Source organism: Scytonema sp. UIC 10036 (assembly GCF_009725235.1).
The window spans coordinates 16,017-32,308 of sequence record NZ_WJFC01000094.1 but is presented as its reverse complement, the minus strand read 5'-3'; the positions used below and the strand labels follow the sequence as shown (position 1 = coordinate 32,308).

At 41.5% G+C, this 16,292-nt stretch carries 21 protein-coding genes and 1 tRNA gene; 11 read left to right on the top strand and 11 right to left on the bottom strand.

Annotation, left to right across the window (positions count from 1 at the left end):
• Nucleotides 1-4: 4 nt before the first annotated feature.
• The 3 genes from F7734_RS34175 to F7734_RS34165 form a co-directional block, all read right to left on the bottom strand.
• The gene (locus F7734_RS34175; protein ID WP_155748966.1) at nucleotides 5-622 is read right to left on the bottom strand and encodes a hypothetical protein; all 618 of its coding nucleotides are present in this window, start codon (nucleotides 620-622) and stop codon (nucleotides 5-7) included.
• Nucleotides 612-1,367 (bottom strand): TIGR04255 family protein, encoded by a 756-nt coding sequence (locus tag F7734_RS34170; RefSeq protein WP_155748965.1) that lies wholly within the window; start codon nucleotides 1,365-1,367, stop codon nucleotides 612-614. The genes F7734_RS34175 and F7734_RS34170 overlap by 11 nt, the downstream gene beginning before the upstream one ends.
• A 229-nt stretch (nucleotides 1,368-1,596) precedes the next feature.
• Nucleotides 1,597-1,908 (bottom strand): hypothetical protein, encoded by a 312-nt coding sequence (locus tag F7734_RS34165; RefSeq protein WP_155748964.1) that lies wholly within the window; start codon nucleotides 1,906-1,908, stop codon nucleotides 1,597-1,599.
• A 10-nt stretch (nucleotides 1,909-1,918) separates the two neighbouring features.
• Here F7734_RS34165 and F7734_RS34160 point away from each other — a divergent pair, with 10 nt between their 5' ends.
• On the top strand, nucleotides 1,919-2,173 hold the full coding sequence (locus tag F7734_RS34160; protein ID WP_243147236.1) for a helix-turn-helix domain-containing protein: 255 nt from the start codon (nucleotides 1,919-1,921) through the stop codon (nucleotides 2,171-2,173).
• 344 nt (nucleotides 2,174-2,517) lie between these two features.
• On the opposite strand, the gene F7734_RS34155 is transcribed toward F7734_RS34160, so the two are convergent.
• Together F7734_RS34155 and F7734_RS34150 are read right to left on the bottom strand one after the other, a co-directional pair.
• Nucleotides 2,518-2,742: a hypothetical protein gene (locus F7734_RS34155; RefSeq protein WP_207714282.1), complete on the bottom strand. Its 225-nt coding sequence runs from the start codon at nucleotides 2,740-2,742 to the stop codon at nucleotides 2,518-2,520.
• 94 nt (nucleotides 2,743-2,836) lie between these two features.
• A tRNA-Thr gene (locus tag F7734_RS34150) sits at nucleotides 2,837-2,908 on the bottom strand.
• Nucleotides 2,909-3,094: 186 nt separating this feature from the next.
• Between F7734_RS34150 and argF the strand changes: the two genes are divergently transcribed.
• From argF to F7734_RS34135, 3 genes are all read left to right on the top strand, one after another.
• A complete protein-coding gene (gene argF / locus F7734_RS34145) occupies nucleotides 3,095-4,021 on the top strand; it encodes an ornithine carbamoyltransferase (protein WP_155748963.1) in 927 nt (308 codons plus the stop codon).
• A 192-nt stretch (nucleotides 4,022-4,213) separates the two neighbouring features.
• Nucleotides 4,214-4,819: a transcriptional repressor LexA gene (lexA, locus tag F7734_RS34140; RefSeq protein ID WP_155748962.1), complete on the top strand. Its 606-nt coding sequence runs from the start codon at nucleotides 4,214-4,216 to the stop codon at nucleotides 4,817-4,819.
• A gap of 91 nt (nucleotides 4,820-4,910) precedes the next feature.
• The gene (locus F7734_RS34135) at nucleotides 4,911-6,425 is read left to right on the top strand and encodes a DNA phosphorothioation system restriction enzyme (protein WP_155748961.1); all 1,515 of its coding nucleotides are present in this window, start codon (nucleotides 4,911-4,913) and stop codon (nucleotides 6,423-6,425) included.
• A 71-nt stretch (nucleotides 6,426-6,496) separates the two neighbouring features.
• Here the strand turns inward: F7734_RS34135 and F7734_RS60990 are convergent, their stop codons facing one another.
• Nucleotides 6,497-6,649, bottom strand: coding sequence for a hypothetical protein (locus F7734_RS60990; protein ID WP_166482323.1), 153 nt, complete (start codon nucleotides 6,647-6,649; stop codon nucleotides 6,497-6,499).
• Between the two features lie 397 nt (nucleotides 6,650-7,046).
• Between F7734_RS60990 and F7734_RS34130 the strand changes: the two genes are divergently transcribed.
• Entirely contained in the window at nucleotides 7,047-7,334 is a 288-nt protein-coding gene (locus F7734_RS34130; protein ID WP_155748960.1) for an antitoxin family protein, read from the top strand.
• Nucleotides 7,328-7,795 (top strand): type II toxin-antitoxin system VapC family toxin, encoded by a 468-nt coding sequence (locus F7734_RS34125; protein ID WP_166482322.1) that lies wholly within the window; start codon nucleotides 7,328-7,330, stop codon nucleotides 7,793-7,795. Before F7734_RS34130 ends, F7734_RS34125 begins: the two co-directional genes overlap by 7 nt.
• A gap of 240 nt (nucleotides 7,796-8,035) precedes the next feature.
• On the opposite strand, the gene F7734_RS34120 is transcribed toward F7734_RS34125, so the two are convergent.
• The 3 genes from F7734_RS34120 to F7734_RS34110 all read right to left on the bottom strand — a co-directional run bounded on the left by F7734_RS34120 (nucleotide 8,036) and on the right by F7734_RS34110 (nucleotide 9,712).
• Nucleotides 8,036-8,263, bottom strand: coding sequence for a tetratricopeptide repeat protein (locus F7734_RS34120; protein ID WP_155748959.1), 228 nt, complete (start codon nucleotides 8,261-8,263; stop codon nucleotides 8,036-8,038).
• Between the two features lie 57 nt (nucleotides 8,264-8,320).
• The gene (locus F7734_RS34115) at nucleotides 8,321-9,223 is read right to left on the bottom strand and encodes a hypothetical protein (RefSeq protein ID WP_243147235.1); all 903 of its coding nucleotides are present in this window, start codon (nucleotides 9,221-9,223) and stop codon (nucleotides 8,321-8,323) included.
• 276 nt (nucleotides 9,224-9,499) lie between these two features.
• The gene (locus F7734_RS34110; RefSeq protein ID WP_243147234.1) at nucleotides 9,500-9,712 is read right to left on the bottom strand and encodes a hypothetical protein; all 213 of its coding nucleotides are present in this window, start codon (nucleotides 9,710-9,712) and stop codon (nucleotides 9,500-9,502) included.
• A 360-nt stretch (nucleotides 9,713-10,072) separates the two neighbouring features.
• Here F7734_RS34110 and F7734_RS60985 point away from each other — a divergent pair, with 360 nt between their 5' ends.
• Nucleotides 10,073-10,246: a hypothetical protein gene (locus tag F7734_RS60985; RefSeq protein ID WP_017750052.1), complete on the top strand. Its 174-nt coding sequence runs from the start codon at nucleotides 10,073-10,075 to the stop codon at nucleotides 10,244-10,246.
• Nucleotides 10,243-12,315 carry an AAA family ATPase gene (locus tag F7734_RS34105; RefSeq protein WP_155748958.1) on the top strand — a complete coding sequence of 691 codons (2,073 nt, stop codon included), beginning with the start codon at nucleotides 10,243-10,245 and terminating at the stop codon, nucleotides 12,313-12,315. Before F7734_RS60985 ends, F7734_RS34105 begins: the two co-directional genes overlap by 4 nt.
• Before the next feature lie 399 nt (nucleotides 12,316-12,714).
• Here the strand turns inward: F7734_RS34105 and F7734_RS34100 are convergent, their stop codons facing one another.
• Complete coding sequence (locus F7734_RS34100; protein WP_155748980.1) at nucleotides 12,715-13,701, bottom strand: GntR family transcriptional regulator; 987 nt, start codon at nucleotides 13,699-13,701, stop codon at nucleotides 12,715-12,717.
• Nucleotides 13,702-13,903: 202 nt separating this feature from the next.
• Here F7734_RS34100 and F7734_RS34095 point away from each other — a divergent pair, with 202 nt between their 5' ends.
• Both F7734_RS34095 and F7734_RS34090 read left to right on the top strand, forming a co-directional pair.
• Entirely contained in the window at nucleotides 13,904-14,653 is a 750-nt protein-coding gene (locus tag F7734_RS34095) for a dienelactone hydrolase family protein (RefSeq protein ID WP_155748957.1), read from the top strand.
• A 109-nt stretch (nucleotides 14,654-14,762) separates the two neighbouring features.
• Entirely contained in the window at nucleotides 14,763-15,671 is a 909-nt protein-coding gene (locus F7734_RS34090; RefSeq protein ID WP_155748956.1) for a S1 RNA-binding domain-containing protein, read from the top strand.
• A 38-nt stretch (nucleotides 15,672-15,709) separates the two neighbouring features.
• Here F7734_RS34090 and F7734_RS34085 read toward each other — a convergent pair whose 3' ends face one another.
• Nucleotides 15,710-16,075, bottom strand: a complete 366-nt coding sequence (locus F7734_RS34085; RefSeq protein WP_207714281.1) for a hypothetical protein — start codon at nucleotides 16,073-16,075, stop codon at nucleotides 15,710-15,712.
• A gap of 60 nt (nucleotides 16,076-16,135) precedes the next feature.
• Here F7734_RS34085 and F7734_RS60980 point away from each other — a divergent pair, with 60 nt between their 5' ends.
• On the top strand, nucleotides 16,136-16,276 hold the full coding sequence (locus F7734_RS60980) for a DUF6364 family protein (protein WP_166482321.1): 141 nt from the start codon (nucleotides 16,136-16,138) through the stop codon (nucleotides 16,274-16,276).
• Nucleotides 16,277-16,292: the final 16 nt, after the last annotated feature.

The window sequence follows — 16,292 nt, the reverse complement described above, 5'->3', positions numbered from 1 at the left end:
ACCCCTACAAAACTAGCCATTTCCAAAGGTTGAGGATTTCATCGCGTGATGTTGCCGAACCGTCCTCCATTTCGTTGTCGATATCGTGTCCCCACACTTTAATGTATTCTGCTGTATTATCCAGAATATAAACGGTTATTTTCTTATTCTCGTACCACCATTCAAAAACGATTTCTGAGTCAACACCCAAATTTATCAGTGGCTCACGCCACCACATTTGCTCATTTAAAGCAGCTGCACGCAGCCGCTCCAGCCATTCTATTGCGTAGACAAAAGTTTTATTTGCTGCTCCCAAGCTAGAGATTGTTCTGTAAGTTTTGTGAATGGTTGGGTTGTTAAGTCGCTCCGAAGCTTGGGAAGGTTCATAATTTTTAGCTCCCCCAAAAACAGCCGTAACCCTTTGAAGTTCGGAATTTGCGACTTTAAGCCTATCCGCCCAATTTTGCGCGTTTAAGGTTTCGCTGGATGAAACAAGAGTTATTGGTCCATCGACTGACACGCTTTGCACGGCTTCCCTCGATTGCGCGGATGAATCTCTGGCTAATTTCTCGTTTTCATCGGATAACAGTGTCATCTCGGATTTATGTTCGCTATAAGAACGACCATAAGGTTTAGTCACCATCGAATAACTCCCTAGTGCGATCGGTAATCAAACTTTCAAAGGCTTGCCCCTCTCTCTGTTTTAATTCATTTAAACTGGAAAGCGCTTCTTCAGGGGCTAAAAAGCTATCTGTCCATTCTTGAGAAATTTCTAAATCAATGATAATTTCGGGGTTTTCGATAGGGTCTGAAGCATCTGATATAGTTAGTCCTAACTGGATTGGAAGATCCTCATAGATTAAGTCAGTTCGATTCAGGAATCCTGATACCCGAGTCTGAATCTCATTTGGAATCTGAGGATATACGGTAAAGTACTGACTTAAATCAATGTTCTGCTTCTCTGGAAGAACTATTCGATTTATGTAGCGCAGAGCAGTGCGCTTTACTCCAACAGGTTTAATGACCTCTAAATAAACGTCTAATGCTTGAGAAATTCTTCCCCTAAACTCGTCCCATCCTTCATAAGGGCGAAGGATGTGGATACTTAGAATATCGGGTCCGACGCCCACTAATCTTGTGGTGTTCGCAGACGGAAATAGTATCTTGTTTACTGTCTGCCTTACCCTAATTTCGGAATTTTGAGGCTGAGGACTTGTCTGGAATTCAGCCGCCACTAAGTTCTGCTGTCGTGGTTCACCCGTGTAAAAATCTTTTATTTTTTCATAAAACAAACCCGGTACTGTAAAATTCCATGCCGAACCAGGAGCAAAGCGAAACTCACAGACTGCTTCTTCTATAGGCGGGTTACGATACTGTCGCTGTGCCATATATCACTTAATTCTGTTCCAGGAAACCTCACACTACCAGTAAACTACAGTTTGAGGTTCAAAGTAATAAACCTCTTTACTAATCTTAGGTTAGCCAAACTGGGCTTTTAAAAAAGTTTTTGGAAAACTCACAATTCCTCTCCCCTTGCTCCAAGTGCTAACCGATCCTCGCGGAGAGTGGCTCTGATACGGAGATACTAGAGGGATAAATGCGATCGCTCTGGAGGCGCTAAGCTAGTTTAGTTGCAGCAGCAACGCGATCGCCATCTGCGGAATTTGTCGATTGCCAAATTATCTGACCACTTGACAAAATCGTGTCCTTGAAAATACTGACCTTAAAACCCTTGCCAAGTAAGAGTTTTATTGTTTTAGGCTGAAAATACCATAGTAAACATTCGTTGCCAAAATAGCTGTCCTCTTTTGAATTTTTGACAAAATATCTGTCCTTGCTTGAAAAGTGACTTGAGCCAACATCTTCACCAAAATTGACAAAATAAGTGTTTTTTAGATAGTACAATACAACTACGTTTTTATTGAACATTAATGTAAATATGCTGGATGATCCTCACAAGGGCGATCGAGAGACAGAAACCAATGAGATAGTGACTGAACTCTCAGCAGATGATAGGCATTTGCTGGAAATGATTCAGAAATTGCTAGAACCTTGCGATCGCATCACCTACGGAGAGAGGCAAAGGGAGGTAGCAGCTAAACTGGGTAAGTCAGTGCGGACGGTACGACGGTTGGTTAGTAAAAAAATGGGAACAGGAGGGTTTAGCTGCACTTTAAACCACGACACGGGCTGATAAAGGCAAACATCGAATAGATTCTGATTGGCAGCAGTTCATTATCAATACATATAAGGAAGGTAATAAAGGCAGTAAGCGTATTACTCGCCTTGCCACAAGATTGAGTGGCAGTTGAAGGTAACGCAAGGGTGCGCGAGCCACAAATTAACTTTGTTGTCAGAATGTCCAAACTGTAAGGCAAAATTTAAGGTTCCAGCAGTGTGGGTAGATGGTTGGTGTCAGCGGTGTTTTCTGACTTTTGCGGATATGGTAAAGTATCAAAAGTCTTATTGATTACTGAGTTTGTGCAAACATACGTAAATTTTCCCTTTTACGTCGATATCTAAACCAATCCAAGTTTCCTAATTGATAAGTTCTACCAGTCGCTTGAGTTTGGCAGGGTCTTGAATTTTGTTTTGCGATTTGCAGAAGATAACGCCCAATAGTCCTTTTTCTTTACCCAGGTTTTCTAAAGTGTGGCAGTACTGGATTTCTAAAGCATCACCATCTTTTAAACGTAAGCTTTGCCAGTCGTATTTTGAAGGAATGCTGGAAGGTTTCCCAAGGGTGAGAGGAGGTTTTGGCAAGAGCCAAAGCCGGGGTGAGGTTGCGACTGTATCACAACCACAACGCGGACAAATAATTTGGCAATCGACAATTAGATGTCGTTGTTTATCTTAAAGCCAGCAGTCGGATTTGAACCGACGACCTTCCGATTACAAGTCGGATGCACTACCACTGTGCTATGCTGGCACGCTTACACCTTTGACAATAACCGTAAGATTTATTGCTTTCAGGCATTGCACTAGTCAAACAGTATAGCATAGTTATTTTGGTTATGCAAGCGATCGCGCAAAAATGTATTTATCCAAATTTTTTTTGGACAAGACTGGGTAAAAGAACGAAAATAAAAGATTGTTCGATCGCACATCAACAAGCATGGCAGGGTTGAAAGGACGAGATTTATTAAGTTTGGCAGACTTCAGTCCCACGGAAGTTCAAGAACTTTTGCAAATGGCAAGCCAGCTAAAGTCGCAACAGTTGAAATTGCGATGCAATAAAGTATTGGGTTTGCTATTCTCCAAAGCATCTACTCGAACGAGAGTCAGTTTTACTGTAGCGATGTATCAACTTGGTGGACAGGTAATAGATCTAAATCCCAATGTCACACAAGTGAGTCGTGGAGAACCAGTGCAAGATACGGCACGAGTTTTAGATAGATATCTAGATATTTTGGCAATTCGTACCTTTGCACAGCAGGAATTAGAAATTTTTGCTAATTATGCCAAAATTCCCGTCATTAATGCCCTCACCGATTTGGAACATCCCTGTCAGGTATTGGCTGATTTGATGACAGTCCAAGAATGCTTTGGCTCCTGCACGGGTTTAACCTTAACCTATGTTGGAGATGGGAATAATGTGGCAAATTCTTTGTTATTGGGCTGTGCTTTGGTGGGAATGAATGTAAGAGTAGCCACACCCAATGAATTTGAACCAAATGCAGCAATTCTAGAAACAGCACGCAAAATTGCAGGTGGAAAAACTGAGGTATTGCTCACCCATGACCCCGAAGCAGCAACAAAAGGTGCTCATGCTATTTACACCGATGTTTGGGCAAGTATGGGACAAGAAGAAGAAGCAGACGACCGATTGCCAGTTTTTCAACCTTACCAAGTTAACGATCGCCTGTTAAGTCTTGCCGATCCCAAGGCGATTGTTTTACACTGTTTACCAGCACATCGCGGTGAAGAAATCACAGATGTTGTGATGGAAGGTTCCCAATCGCAAATTTGGAACCAGGCAGAAAATCGAATGCACATCCAAAAAGCTTTACTTGCAAGTCTTTTAGGAGCAGAAGAAATTTAAGAAAGAAGTTAGGAGTTTATGAGTAAGAGGTTGTAAAATTGAAAATGTGAGTATTTATTCCTCTCTCTTCACTCCTCTCTTCTCACCAAATTCCAAAATTTTTTAAGAAAAATTGAAAATAAGTAGTGCATAAATATGTTTTTTGTAGTACTAATGTTCTAGGAACATTTGTATTTTCCTGTTTTTAAAATTATGGAACGTCTCACAGAAGCTCAAAGAGAACTTTACGAATGGCTGGCAGAATATATACGATTGCACCAGCATTCACCTTCTATCCGACAAATGATGCAGGCAATGAATTTAAAATCTCCTGCACCAATTCAAAGTCGCTTAGAGCATTTACGTACCAAAGGGTACATTGAATGGAGTGAAGGTAAGGCGCGAACAATTAGAATTTTGCGACCATTAAAGCTAGGTGTCCCGATTTTGGGTGAAATTGCAGCCGGGGGTTTGATAGAACCAGTCACCGAAGCGGAAGAGTATATAGACCTCACCAGTGTGACGTTACCTCCAAAAACTTATGCTTTGCGGGTAACAGGTGACAGCATGATTGAGGACTCTATTGTTGATGGAGATTTGGTATTTTTGCGTCCCGTACCAGAACCAGATCATCTCAAAAATGGCACTATCGTTGCTGCGAGAGTTGACGGAGTTGGCGCAACTTTAAAACGATTCTATCGTGAAGGCGATCGCGTCACCCTCAAAGCAGCAAATCCCAAATACGAGCCCATAGAGGTTAATGCCTTTCAAGTACAAGTGCAAGGTTCCTTAGTCGCCATCTGGCGCAATTACAACTAACAATAGGTAATGGGGAATGGGGAGTAGGGAATAGGGAAAATGTCCCCACTCCCTACTCCCCACTCACCACTCACTACCCACCATTCTTCACATGTACTTGTTAAAAAAGCGAATCCAACTGCCAACTTCCAACACGGTAGAAGAGACAAATTTAGCAACATATCTCCTCAAGCCACCATTTGTAGGTGAAAACAAAAGCAAATATCAAATACAGCAACCATCATTACCCGGATGCCCTAGAATGCCGATATCTATCGAATTGCGGGGATATCAGCGACAAGCTATTGAAAATTGGTTTGCTAACAACGGCAGGGGAACTTTGAAAATGGCAACTGGTAGTGGAAAGACAATCACTGCACTTGCCATTGTTTGCGAACTCTACAAGCAAATTAACCTGCAAGCCGTGTTAGTTGTCTGCCCCTACCGCCATCTTGTCACTCAATGGGCGCGAGAATGTGAAAAATTTAATTTGCAACCCATCCTCGCCTTCGAGAGTGTACGCAATTGGCAGAGTCAACTCTCCACACAACTCTACAACATCCGTTCTGGTTCTCAACCATTTCTGACAGTTATTACCAGCAACTCTACCCTAATTAACGATGGCTTTCAATCTCAACTCAAGTACTTCCCCGAAAAAACTTTGATTGTCGGAGATGAAGCACACAACCTCGGCGCACCCAGATTGGAAGAAAGTTTACCCCGACGCCTGGGGCTGCGGCTAGCTTTGTCTGCTACACCAGAGAGATATTTTGATGAAGATGGAACTCAATCTATATTTGGATACTTTGGCTCAGTTCTGCAACCAGAATTTACCTTAAGAGATGCGATCGCGCAACGTGCTTTAGTCCATTACCTCTATTACCCCGTACTTGTAGAATTAACAGAAACAGAAAGCCGTGCATATGCTAAACTGACACAAAAAATTGGACGAGCACTCCTGTATCGAGAACGGGAAAATGTTGCTCTAGGAAATTTTGAAGACAACGAAGACTTAAAACCCTTATTAATGCAAAGAGCTAGGTTAGTAGGTGCAGCCGAAAATAAGTTACATGCTTTGCGCGAACTCATGCAAAATCGCCGGGACACCACCCATACCCTCTTTTATTGCAGCGATGGTTCGCTAGATGTCACTCAGCGTTCAGATTTACATCAAGTGAAAGCCGTCGCCAAAATATTAGGAACAGAGTTGGGTTACAGAATAAGTACTTATACTGCCCAAACAACATTAGCAGAAAGAGAAGTTTTGCGCCGTCAATTCGAGAGTGGAGAATTACAAGGTTTAGTCGCCATTCGCTGTTTAGATGAAGGAGTCGATATTCCCGCAATTCAAACTGCAGTGATTTTAGCAAGTTCTGGCAATCCGCGCCAGTTTATCCAAAGACGAGGAAGAGTTTTGCGCCCCCATCCTGGTAAAGAACGTGCAATCATATTTGACATGATAGTTTTACCACCAGATCTAGATAGAAACACGCTAGAAGTTGAGCGAAATTTACTGCGGAAAGAATTACTGAGATTTGTGGAATTTGCCGACCTAGCCGATAATGCAGGTGAAGCTAGGATGAAGTTGCTCAATTTACAAAAGCGGTACGGTTTACTAGATATATAATCTACCAAGACAATACGGGAGCGTGAGAGCCTCCCATTTTTAAAGGGAGGATGAAACGCGACACGAGGACTTTAGTCCGCAGTATCTCTTCCCTCTTCGAGAACAAGACTATCAATCCATTCTTCAATTAATGCAGTAATAGTTTTATCTTTTTGAACAGCAGATACGCAAAGTTTATTTTGGCGACGGGTAGATAATCTTATTCTTAACGAATTATCTTTCATAAACGTTCACTTTGTGGCTGCATTCATGTGTTTTACCAATGGAGAAATGGAACAGAAGAAGATGCTAAGGCGTTATGCTTTCCTTATTTATAAAATGTAAAGAGAAGTTATGGCTATAAAAATAAATATAATCGAAGAATCTTGGAGATTGCCAATCTAAAAATTTCAAGGAGGGCTAGCAGGCGCAAGGCTTAAAAACTTTTGAGGAGAGAAGGGTGGATATATTGACAAAATTGGAAAGTTTGTTTGGAGTGTGACTATTGTATAACATTTAGGATATTCCAAAACTAACCTTATTTTTCATTGAAATATTTTTTGAAGTCTTGACTTTGCCATCGGCGACGCCTACTTAATTTTAGTATAGAATAGCTTTAAAGCTAAAAGTTGATGAATTTCAATGGCTAAGGCAATTCCGGCAATTTACGAAAATGGAGTGTTGCGTCCCTTAACTCCAGTGAATTTTTCTGACCGCCAAACCGTTTGGCTGCAAGTGTTACCCGAGCAAAACATAACTGAACTTATGCCTTTGCTCAAACCTCTTTATGAGTCTGGTTTACTTACACCTCCCACTCCCTCTGATGCAGAACCGATTTCTGACGATGATTTGGCAGCAATGGTACAGTCTATTCACGTTGCGGGTCAACCACTGTCAGAAACAATCATTGAGGATCGAGGTGAGTGGTAAAAGCATATTTTTTAGACAGTAGTGCTTTGCTTAAACGGTATGTTTCAGAAACAGGAACTGCTTGGATTCAGTTCTTAACGGCTCAGTCTAGTGGTAATTTGCTGGTCATTGCCCGAATTACCTGGGTTGAAATTTTGAGTGCATTGGCTCGTCGCCAACGCGAGGGTAGCCTTTCTAGCAATCAGGTTAGCCAAATTTTGCAAGCATTTCGTTACCACTTTGATACTCAGTATCAAAAAGTTGAATTACTGCCAACAGTTACTCAAATGGCAGGAGAACTCGTCAGTCGTCATCCCCTCAGAGCTTATGATGCCGTTCAACTTGCTTCAGCATTGTGCATTTTGCCTCAATTCTCTCAAGCAAATACGATGGCATTCACTTTTCTCACTGCTGATGAGCGCTTGCTTGCAGTTGCCCAAATCGAAAACCTCATCACTGATAATCCCAATTACCATCCTTAAATTTGTATGGGAGCAACGAGTAAGTTTTGTAAGTCTTTTTAAAGACGTATTGCATTAATTGTTTAATCCCCTATAGCTCCCAAAGCAAAGATTTTCCATTTTAGTTTTGCTTATTCTGAAAGAGTGTTCATTCTTAGCTTTTTTCTAAGCTGTTTGGACATCTTGAATATTGAGATAGATGCAGCAAGGAGAGCAATTATTCTCCTCATATTCCCCCCAATAACGAGCGTGCACTGACCTCTACTGAAGTTGTTTGATTTTAGCCAGTGCATTTTGATAATCCTTCGTTTTTCCTTGTTGCTTATAAAGGTCTGCGGCTTTTTGAAAATCCTGACGAGCTTTCTGTTTATCTTTCATCTGAACATAGGCAAGACTTCGATGGTAGAAAACTTCAGCAAATCTCGTATCGATCGCAATTGGTTCTCTGGTAAGTATAATGTCAAGTGCATTAGTGCGATCGGGTTGCAATAGTCACGGCTAGGCACAACGGCAGAAGACAGCACGAGCACGGCTGAATTTACAGTATCATTCTTGCAAACCAGATTCGCAAAACGCTTTTGAGAGTTCATCATCAAGACCTAATCTTTGTCCCCACAGGCGTAAATACTCAAAATCTAAATGTTCCGCTTGAACTTTGAGAACCCCCAAAACATCACGCCACTGACGATCCGATTGGCTAAATCCCATCCTATACCACCGCAGCTTTTGCAGGATGATATCTTCAGCCGAATAAATATAAATCGACTGCCCAAATTGTCCGGGTAATCGATATACTTGACGGCGACGCAGTTTTGATTGCGAAAACCCATCGTCGCCTAGAACAAAAAAGTCTGCCTTCTCTGTAGTTTCAAGATGGATGGCATTAAACGAGGCTTTGCGCTCAACAGCATCGGTTACCGCATCAATGCTGACATAAAACTCATCAATCATTGCTGCAATCAGCAATTCGATTTGGGATGAGTGAAGATCGACAACCAAATCCAAATCCAAAGTTGCACGCGGTTCTCCTAACAGCGAACTGGCTACAGACCCTCCCACTAAATATGGAATACCCAGTCCTTCTAAAATTTCAGCAAGTTTTAATGCCAACCACACTGCATCTTCCATCACCGCTTCAATTCCTGCAATATCCTCAAACTTCCCCCAATAATCCTCGTTGCACAGCACCTGTATCCATTCAACACCAAATCGTCGCCGGATAAATTCCTGTCGCACTTGCTTCATCGTTAACAAGTGTGAATGTTGGTTCCAAATTCCTATTAAACTTAATTGCCAACATCGCTTGGTTGCATTGCGGACAAGCTTTGCTTTTTGGGTTGGAAGCATCTCGCGCCACCGCCGAATCAAAATTTGTTCCACATCGGGGCTTGTATCAGGAGATTGCGTTTGATATAAGGATGGCATTTGCTTAAGTGGAGTCTGAGTCATGAAGGTAAATTTGCAGGGTAAATGGTGAAACAGCAGGATGTTGTCAACTTGAAGACCTAGAGCGCCAGTCCACTAATATACGTTGACAAAAAGGATATTATGTGTATAACGGGAAAACGCTGATTTTGGACTAAATATTTGGGTTTGGTTTTTAGCGATTCTCCTTCGGAGACGCTACGCGAACGCATTAAAACATAACGCCAAAATCGCCGATTTTAATAACCCCCATATTTTGGGTTTTACGTCAAGCACTTCTACTGGACCGGCGCTCTAGTACTACAACGAGAGACCGAATTGGGTGCGATCGCGAAGCTGACGGCTATACATCTCTATCGCGAACTTCTCATCTATAACATCTTCGATCGCTAACCGTAATAGTTCAGGTTCAGGATTTTCTGCTTCTAATATTGCCTCAATATAGGCAACAGCCTCTTTCGGGTCTCTAAGAGATTCAATGAGATAGTCCTGATAGCTGTCGCTCCTCAGCATTTTCACCGAACCTCCTCGCCTTATTTGTCCAAGCAACCAGTATAATATCATACATTCATGACAGGCAAGATGCCCCGCAGTCACCTCAACGGGGGTCTCCGCACCACAAGAAATCTATCAACAACCATTAAAACGTACCCCAAAGCTTGTATGATTAAGCTTTTAACCCTTCTGCCACGCCGCTTGCTTTATGCCGATAAACCCGTCTACCGCAGTGACTCTTCTGCCTGCTTACTTCTACCTTCGTACAACAGGCGCTCATCTTCAAATTTTGATAAAGAATTGTTGCTCGCGCTTTCACTGATGGTAACGAGCTAACAAACAGTTAAAATATACAAACAATTTTGTTTTGCAAGCAACATGGCGAAAGAACTCAATATTGATTACGTTCAAGAACCAATTACCAGTGCAACTCCAGAAGTGCGGCAAATTATTGAGCGTGTATGGCAACTGGAAAAAAGCCGACTAGATAAGAAAATTAACAGTCATATTAATGATGACATTTTGGCAATTGTGAAGGAAGTTGTCAGATGAAACTGCTTTCCATTAAACTGTGTAACTTTCGCTCTTTTTATGGCAAAACTCCGGAAATTGCTCTCGCGGTTGGAGATCCTCGTAACACAACCGTGATTCACGGGAATAATGGTTCTGGAAAAACAAGTTTGCTCAATGCATTTACTTGGGTGCTGTATGAGAAATTTAGCGCCGCTTTTGCATCATCAGAACAATTAGTCAATAAGCGTGCGATCGCCGAAGCAAAATCGGGTCAACCCATAGAGTGCTGGGTTGAGATAGCATGGGAACATGAAGGCATACGCTATCGAGTCAAACGAGAGTTTCGTGCTTATAAAAATGAAACGGATTTTGATACAGGCAAAACAGAATTATATTTACAATTTGCCAGTGCAGATGGTATCTGGAATTTTCCCACCCAAAACCCAGAAGATATCATCAATCAAATTTTACCCGTCAGTTTACATCAATATTTTTTCTTCGATGGTGAACGGATTGAAAAGATAGTTCGTTCTGACAAAAAAGCAGAAATTGCCGAAGCCACAAAGATTTTTTTAGGTGTTGAAGTCATCAATCGTTCTATCAAACATCTAATTGAAGCAAAAAGAAGCTTAGAAAGCGAGTTAAAATCTATTGGTGATTTGGAAACAAAACAATTATTAAAACAGCAAGAAAAGATAGAAAATGAACTAGATACCATTCATCAAAGACAATTAGAAATTCAACAAGAGCTAGAATATCAAGAAACCTTTAGAAAAGAAACCAGTGTCCGATTTAGAGAACTCAGTGCAGCCAAAGAATTAGAAGAAAGGCGTCAAGAATTAGAAAAGCAGAAATCATTCAATCAACAAACGCTAAGAGACTCTAGAGATACACTTAAAAAAATTATTTCCACACGAGGTTACACCGTTTTACTTTCTGGAACTGCATTAAAATTTAAAGAAATTGTTGATGCTTTCAAACAGAAAGGAGAATTCACCTCTGGGATTTCCAAAGAATTTGTCAACGACTTATTGATTTCTCAACAATGTATTTGTGGTACAAAGTTCCGAAAGGGTAGCCAAGGGTACGAGAATATAGAAAAATTATTGGCTAGAGTTGGCTCTTCTGAGGTAGAAGAGACAGCGATTCGTATGTTAGCACAAGTCGATGGAATTGATAAGCAAGCAACTAGCTTTTGGGAAGAAGTCGATAGAGAACAAGTCAGAATCAATCAACTCAGACAAACCATATCTCAAATTGAAAATGAGTTAGACAATATTCAAGAAAGATTGAGAAAAGATGCCAATGAGGAAATTAGCAATTTACAAAAGCGATTGGATGAAATAGAAGAAAAAATCAGACATTTAATACTAGAGGAAGGTGCAAATCAGCAGAAAATTGCGAATTTTAAAACAGAGTTAGAAGTTGTAGTCAAGCAAGTAGCCAAGCAGAAATTAAACGAAGAAAAGCAAATCCTGACACAACGACGGATTGCGTCTACTCAAGATGCTATAGACAGATTAACTTTAGTTAGAGAACGACAAGAAAAGCAGTTCCGATTTCAACTAGAAAAGCGGGTACAAGAAATTTTTAGCGAAATTTCCTTTACTCCTTATATGCCCAAAATCAGTGAGAAATACGAACTGACATTAGTAGAGAATACGGCTGGTATAGAAATGCCTGTTGCTGCTTCTACAGGAGAAAATCAGATTTTAAGCTTATCGTTTATTGCCAGCATTATCGATAGGGTAAGGGAATGGAGTGAAAAAAGGAAAATGTTGATGATTCCTGATAGCAGTGCCTTTCCAATTGTAATGGACTCACCTTTTGGGAGTTTAGACGTCATCTCTCGCAGACAAACTGCCAAGACAATTCCCAAATTAGCAAATCAGTTGATTGTGTTAGTGAGCAAGACACAGTGGCGAGGTGAAGTAGAAGAAGAAATGGTAGACAGAATCGGTAGAGAATATGTACTGACTTACTACTCTTCTAAACCTGATTGCGAACAGGATTACATTGAATTGGACGGGGAACTATATCCTTTAGTGAGACAAAGCCCTAATGAGTTTGAATATACAGAGATTTTTGAAGTGAATCGTAGAGGATAAGGTTTTAGATCCCCCACAACTTCTGCGGATACACCTAGTTAATGGAGAGTAGCACGTCTCACTCGATCGTCTCTCGTTCCCAGCCTCAGGCTGGGAATGCCTTCAGGGAGGCTCCGCCCCCCTAGCCCCCCTTAAAAAGCTATCCATTAGTCACATCTTTCTTTACAATCTTGAAACCCTTGCCTACAATCCATCCTGGACGCTAAGATTTTCACAGGCTTGACAAAATGACACTTATTCTTCTCGCCAAAATTCAATTTTTATTGAGAATGAACAAGGAACGAATCAGGGTTAGAAAAAACGTGAGTGATTACTCTCGCAAATGTTGAGAAAGATCCGGGTAATGGATAGCTTAAAAAGGGGGGCTATGCGTAAGTCCTATTTTTTATTTAGAACTTCCTAACCCAAACCTAATTCTCGTTTCAGCAAGTTAATCGAATTAGAACCGATATAATTGTCACCACAAATTAGCCTGGGTGGACGAATAATATCATCCATAGTAGCTTGCAAGGCTGCTTGGGCGGCTGAATAACTCACTTGATCTGTGCTAAAAACTACTTGTGCTCTTTTAACCATTGCATGAAGTCTATAGGTATCTTTTGGCTGCGCTGTCATAATCAATATTTCATCTCCCCTCAAACCGTGAAGAATCACTTCCATTGCAGTCAAAATGCCAGAACTCATGCTAACTATGCCAAGACAGCTATCCTTTGGAAGGCTTTTAAACAAAGCGTACTCCTTAGCATAGTCATGAATATCCAGGGGAATTACGCGCACGGCTTTAGGTGCTGCAATCACTTCTACATCACCAATAAAATACCGACTTGTCACGACTGTAGCAGAGGAAGTTTGATCCAAAACAGCCGCTAATTCTTCCATCGGTACTAACTGTACTGGTATTTTGAGGGCTTGTTCTAATTCATAGACCATAAGTTCTCCCGCACCAATGTCTCGAGATGGAACCGCAACCAACACTCGCGCACTACAACGCAAGCGCCAATCAATTTCCGCTAAAAATAACTCCCGTGCTTGACTCAGCGTACAACCTTGGGAGAGGAGTTCATCAAGCGCTTGCTGTACAACTTTGCTGGCTTGAGGATACTGTTTGAGAATCGGCGATTGCAGCTTACTACCCCCCTCATGTCCTTGGGCGCGGACATATATTCCCGAACCAGCAAGGCTTTCTACCAACCCATCGTCCTCTAACTGGCGGTAAACCTTGCTAATTGTATTGCGATGTAGCCCCGTCTGCATTGCCAACGCCCGCGTACTCGGTAATTTGTATCCGGGTGGATATTGCCGAGATGCGATCGCAAACCGAATTTGGTTAAACAGCTGGTTGGAGGCGGGTATTTCACTGTCTGGTTGGATTCGGAATTGAAGCATCAACAAAGTCTCCTGTATGGTGGTGGCTGCATAAAACCAGCTGCGTTCTGCCAATCGTTAAATATATTACTTATAGATTCAATTTCTCTATTAGAAATTTCTGGTGCAGTTGCTACTGGTGGTTGATAATTGATCGGGGATAGCCCATAGCTCTAGCTTAGAGCGATATCTATATACTCACACAGTACTGGTAAAAACTATTATGGCAGAGCGAGCGCTTGATACCACAAAAGTTAAAATTTTGCAAGATGACGTACAAATCGATGCGTACCTAGCAAAGCCTTTGGAGCCAGGTTCTTACCCAGGAGTGGTCGTATTACAAGAAATATTCGGAATCAATTCCCACATTCGGGACGTTACAGAACGAATAGCTCAAGAAGGTTATGTAGCAATTGCACCAGCCTTGTTTCAAAGAATTGCCCCCGGATTTGAGACGGGCTACACTCCACAAGATATAGAGGTAGGTAAAAAGTACGCTTGGGAGCAAACAACCGCACCACAACTGTTAGCTGATATTCAAGCAACCATTGACCATCTTAAAACCGTAGACGAAGTGAAAAAGGATAGCTTTGGCTGTATAGGTTTTTGCTTTGGGGGTCATGTTGCCTACTTAGCCGCCACCCTACCAGATATTAAAGCTACAGCTTCTTTCTATGGTGCTGGTATCCCCGCCCGTACACCAGGAGGTGGCAATCCTACCATAACTCTTACCCCAGAAATCAAAGGCACTCTTTACGCCTTCTTTGGTATGGAAGATGCCAGCATCCCAGTAGAACATGTAAACCAAATTGAAGCAGAGTTAGAAAAATACAAAATTCCTCATCGCGTGTTTCGCTACGATGGAGCTGACCACGGATTTTTCTGCGACCAACGTGCCAGCTATAATTCAATAGCTGCAGCCAATGCTTGGGAGCAAGTGAAACAATTGTTTCAAGAGCAACTAAGCCGCTAGGTAGGAAAAACAGCCGTTTGAACAACGGCTAATAGCTAATGGCCAATAGAAAAAACAGTTAGCAATTAGCCATTAGCGATTAGCAATTAACAATTAGTGTTTATAAGTCATGAACTCCGACGCGAAAATTTCTCAAAAAGCCGATTCGTCTTTTACAATGGACGATTTTGCCAAGGCACTGGAAAAACACGACTACCAGTTCCAAAAAGGACAGGTGGTACACGGCAAAGTTTTCCAAATCGATCCAGATGGAGCCTACGTCGATATTGGTGGCAAATCGTCAGCTTATATTCCCCGCGATGAGGCTTCTTTGAGAGCAGTTACTGATTTATCGGAGGTACTGCTACTAAATGAAGAGCAAGAATTTTTAATTATCCGCGACCAGGATGCAGAAGGTCAAGTCACCTTATCGCGAAAGCAACTGGAAATTAGGCATATTTGGGATCGACTGGCGCAGATGCAGGAAAATTCCCAAACAGTCCAGGTACGGGTAAATAATGTCAACAAAGGTGGCGTTACTGTTGATGTTCAAGGTTTGCGGGGATTTATTCCGCGATCGCACCTCACCGAGCGTGATAATTTAGAAGCACTCAAAGGGCAAACCTTAACTGCTGGCTTTTTGGAAGTAAACCGTAGCACTAATAAACTGATACTTTCACAACGTGTAGCAGCACGTTCTGCTAACTTCAGTACATTAGAAGTTGGTCAATTGGTATCCGGAAAAGTAACGGGGATCAAACCTTTTGGAGTGTTTGTGGATGTAGATGGAACAAGCGCTTTGCTCCACATTAAACAAGTGAGCCAGAAATTTATTGAGAATTTGGAAAATGTATTTCAAATCGGTCAGCCCATAAAAGCTGCGATTTTAGATTTAGATGAAGGAAAAGGTCGGGTAGCCCTCTCTACCAGAATTTTGGAAAATTTCCCAGGCGAAGTTTTGGAAAATATGGAAGATGTCATGGCATCGGCTGAAGCCCGTGCCGAACGAGCTAGAAACAAGCTTTCAAGTGAGAGTTAGTAGTTAGTTGTGAGTAGGGGCGCAAGGCCGCCGCGCCCCTACATAGTTAGTACTTCGCCCTTAGCCCAACTACTTAGGAGTTGATTATAGCTAGAATACTGTTCTGAAACCGACTTTAAAGTTTGTTGAGCGCACTGACCACCTAATTGTTGATAGTGGGGATTATCTTTCATGAGAATACAAAGACTTGCGTATCCTGCATCTTTTACTGTTTTGATTTTAAACCTAGTACGATAAAAGTCGTCTTTATCAAAGAATTCCACTTTTGGACATTCTGCATAATGCCTCTGTCGTATCTCGTAATGAGCACTATTGATTAAACTGTTTGCAGCATGACCTTGATGAACCAAGAAAGCCATGACTTCTTGGGATACGTTTAATCTAACTTGAATTGTTTTATACAACTTTTATCACCTCTAAGAAATATGTTAACTTATAAGGGTATCCACTGGCAACCCAAAAAGATGAAGGAACGATTAAGTTTGAGAATTACTAAATCAAGATTAGAAAAACTTCGTAAATATTCAGAAAAGAAAGAAAAGACTATGACACAACTTGTAGAGGATTGGATAGATACTTTAGAGCTAAAAGACACACAAGGATAAATCCTTGTGTGTCGCG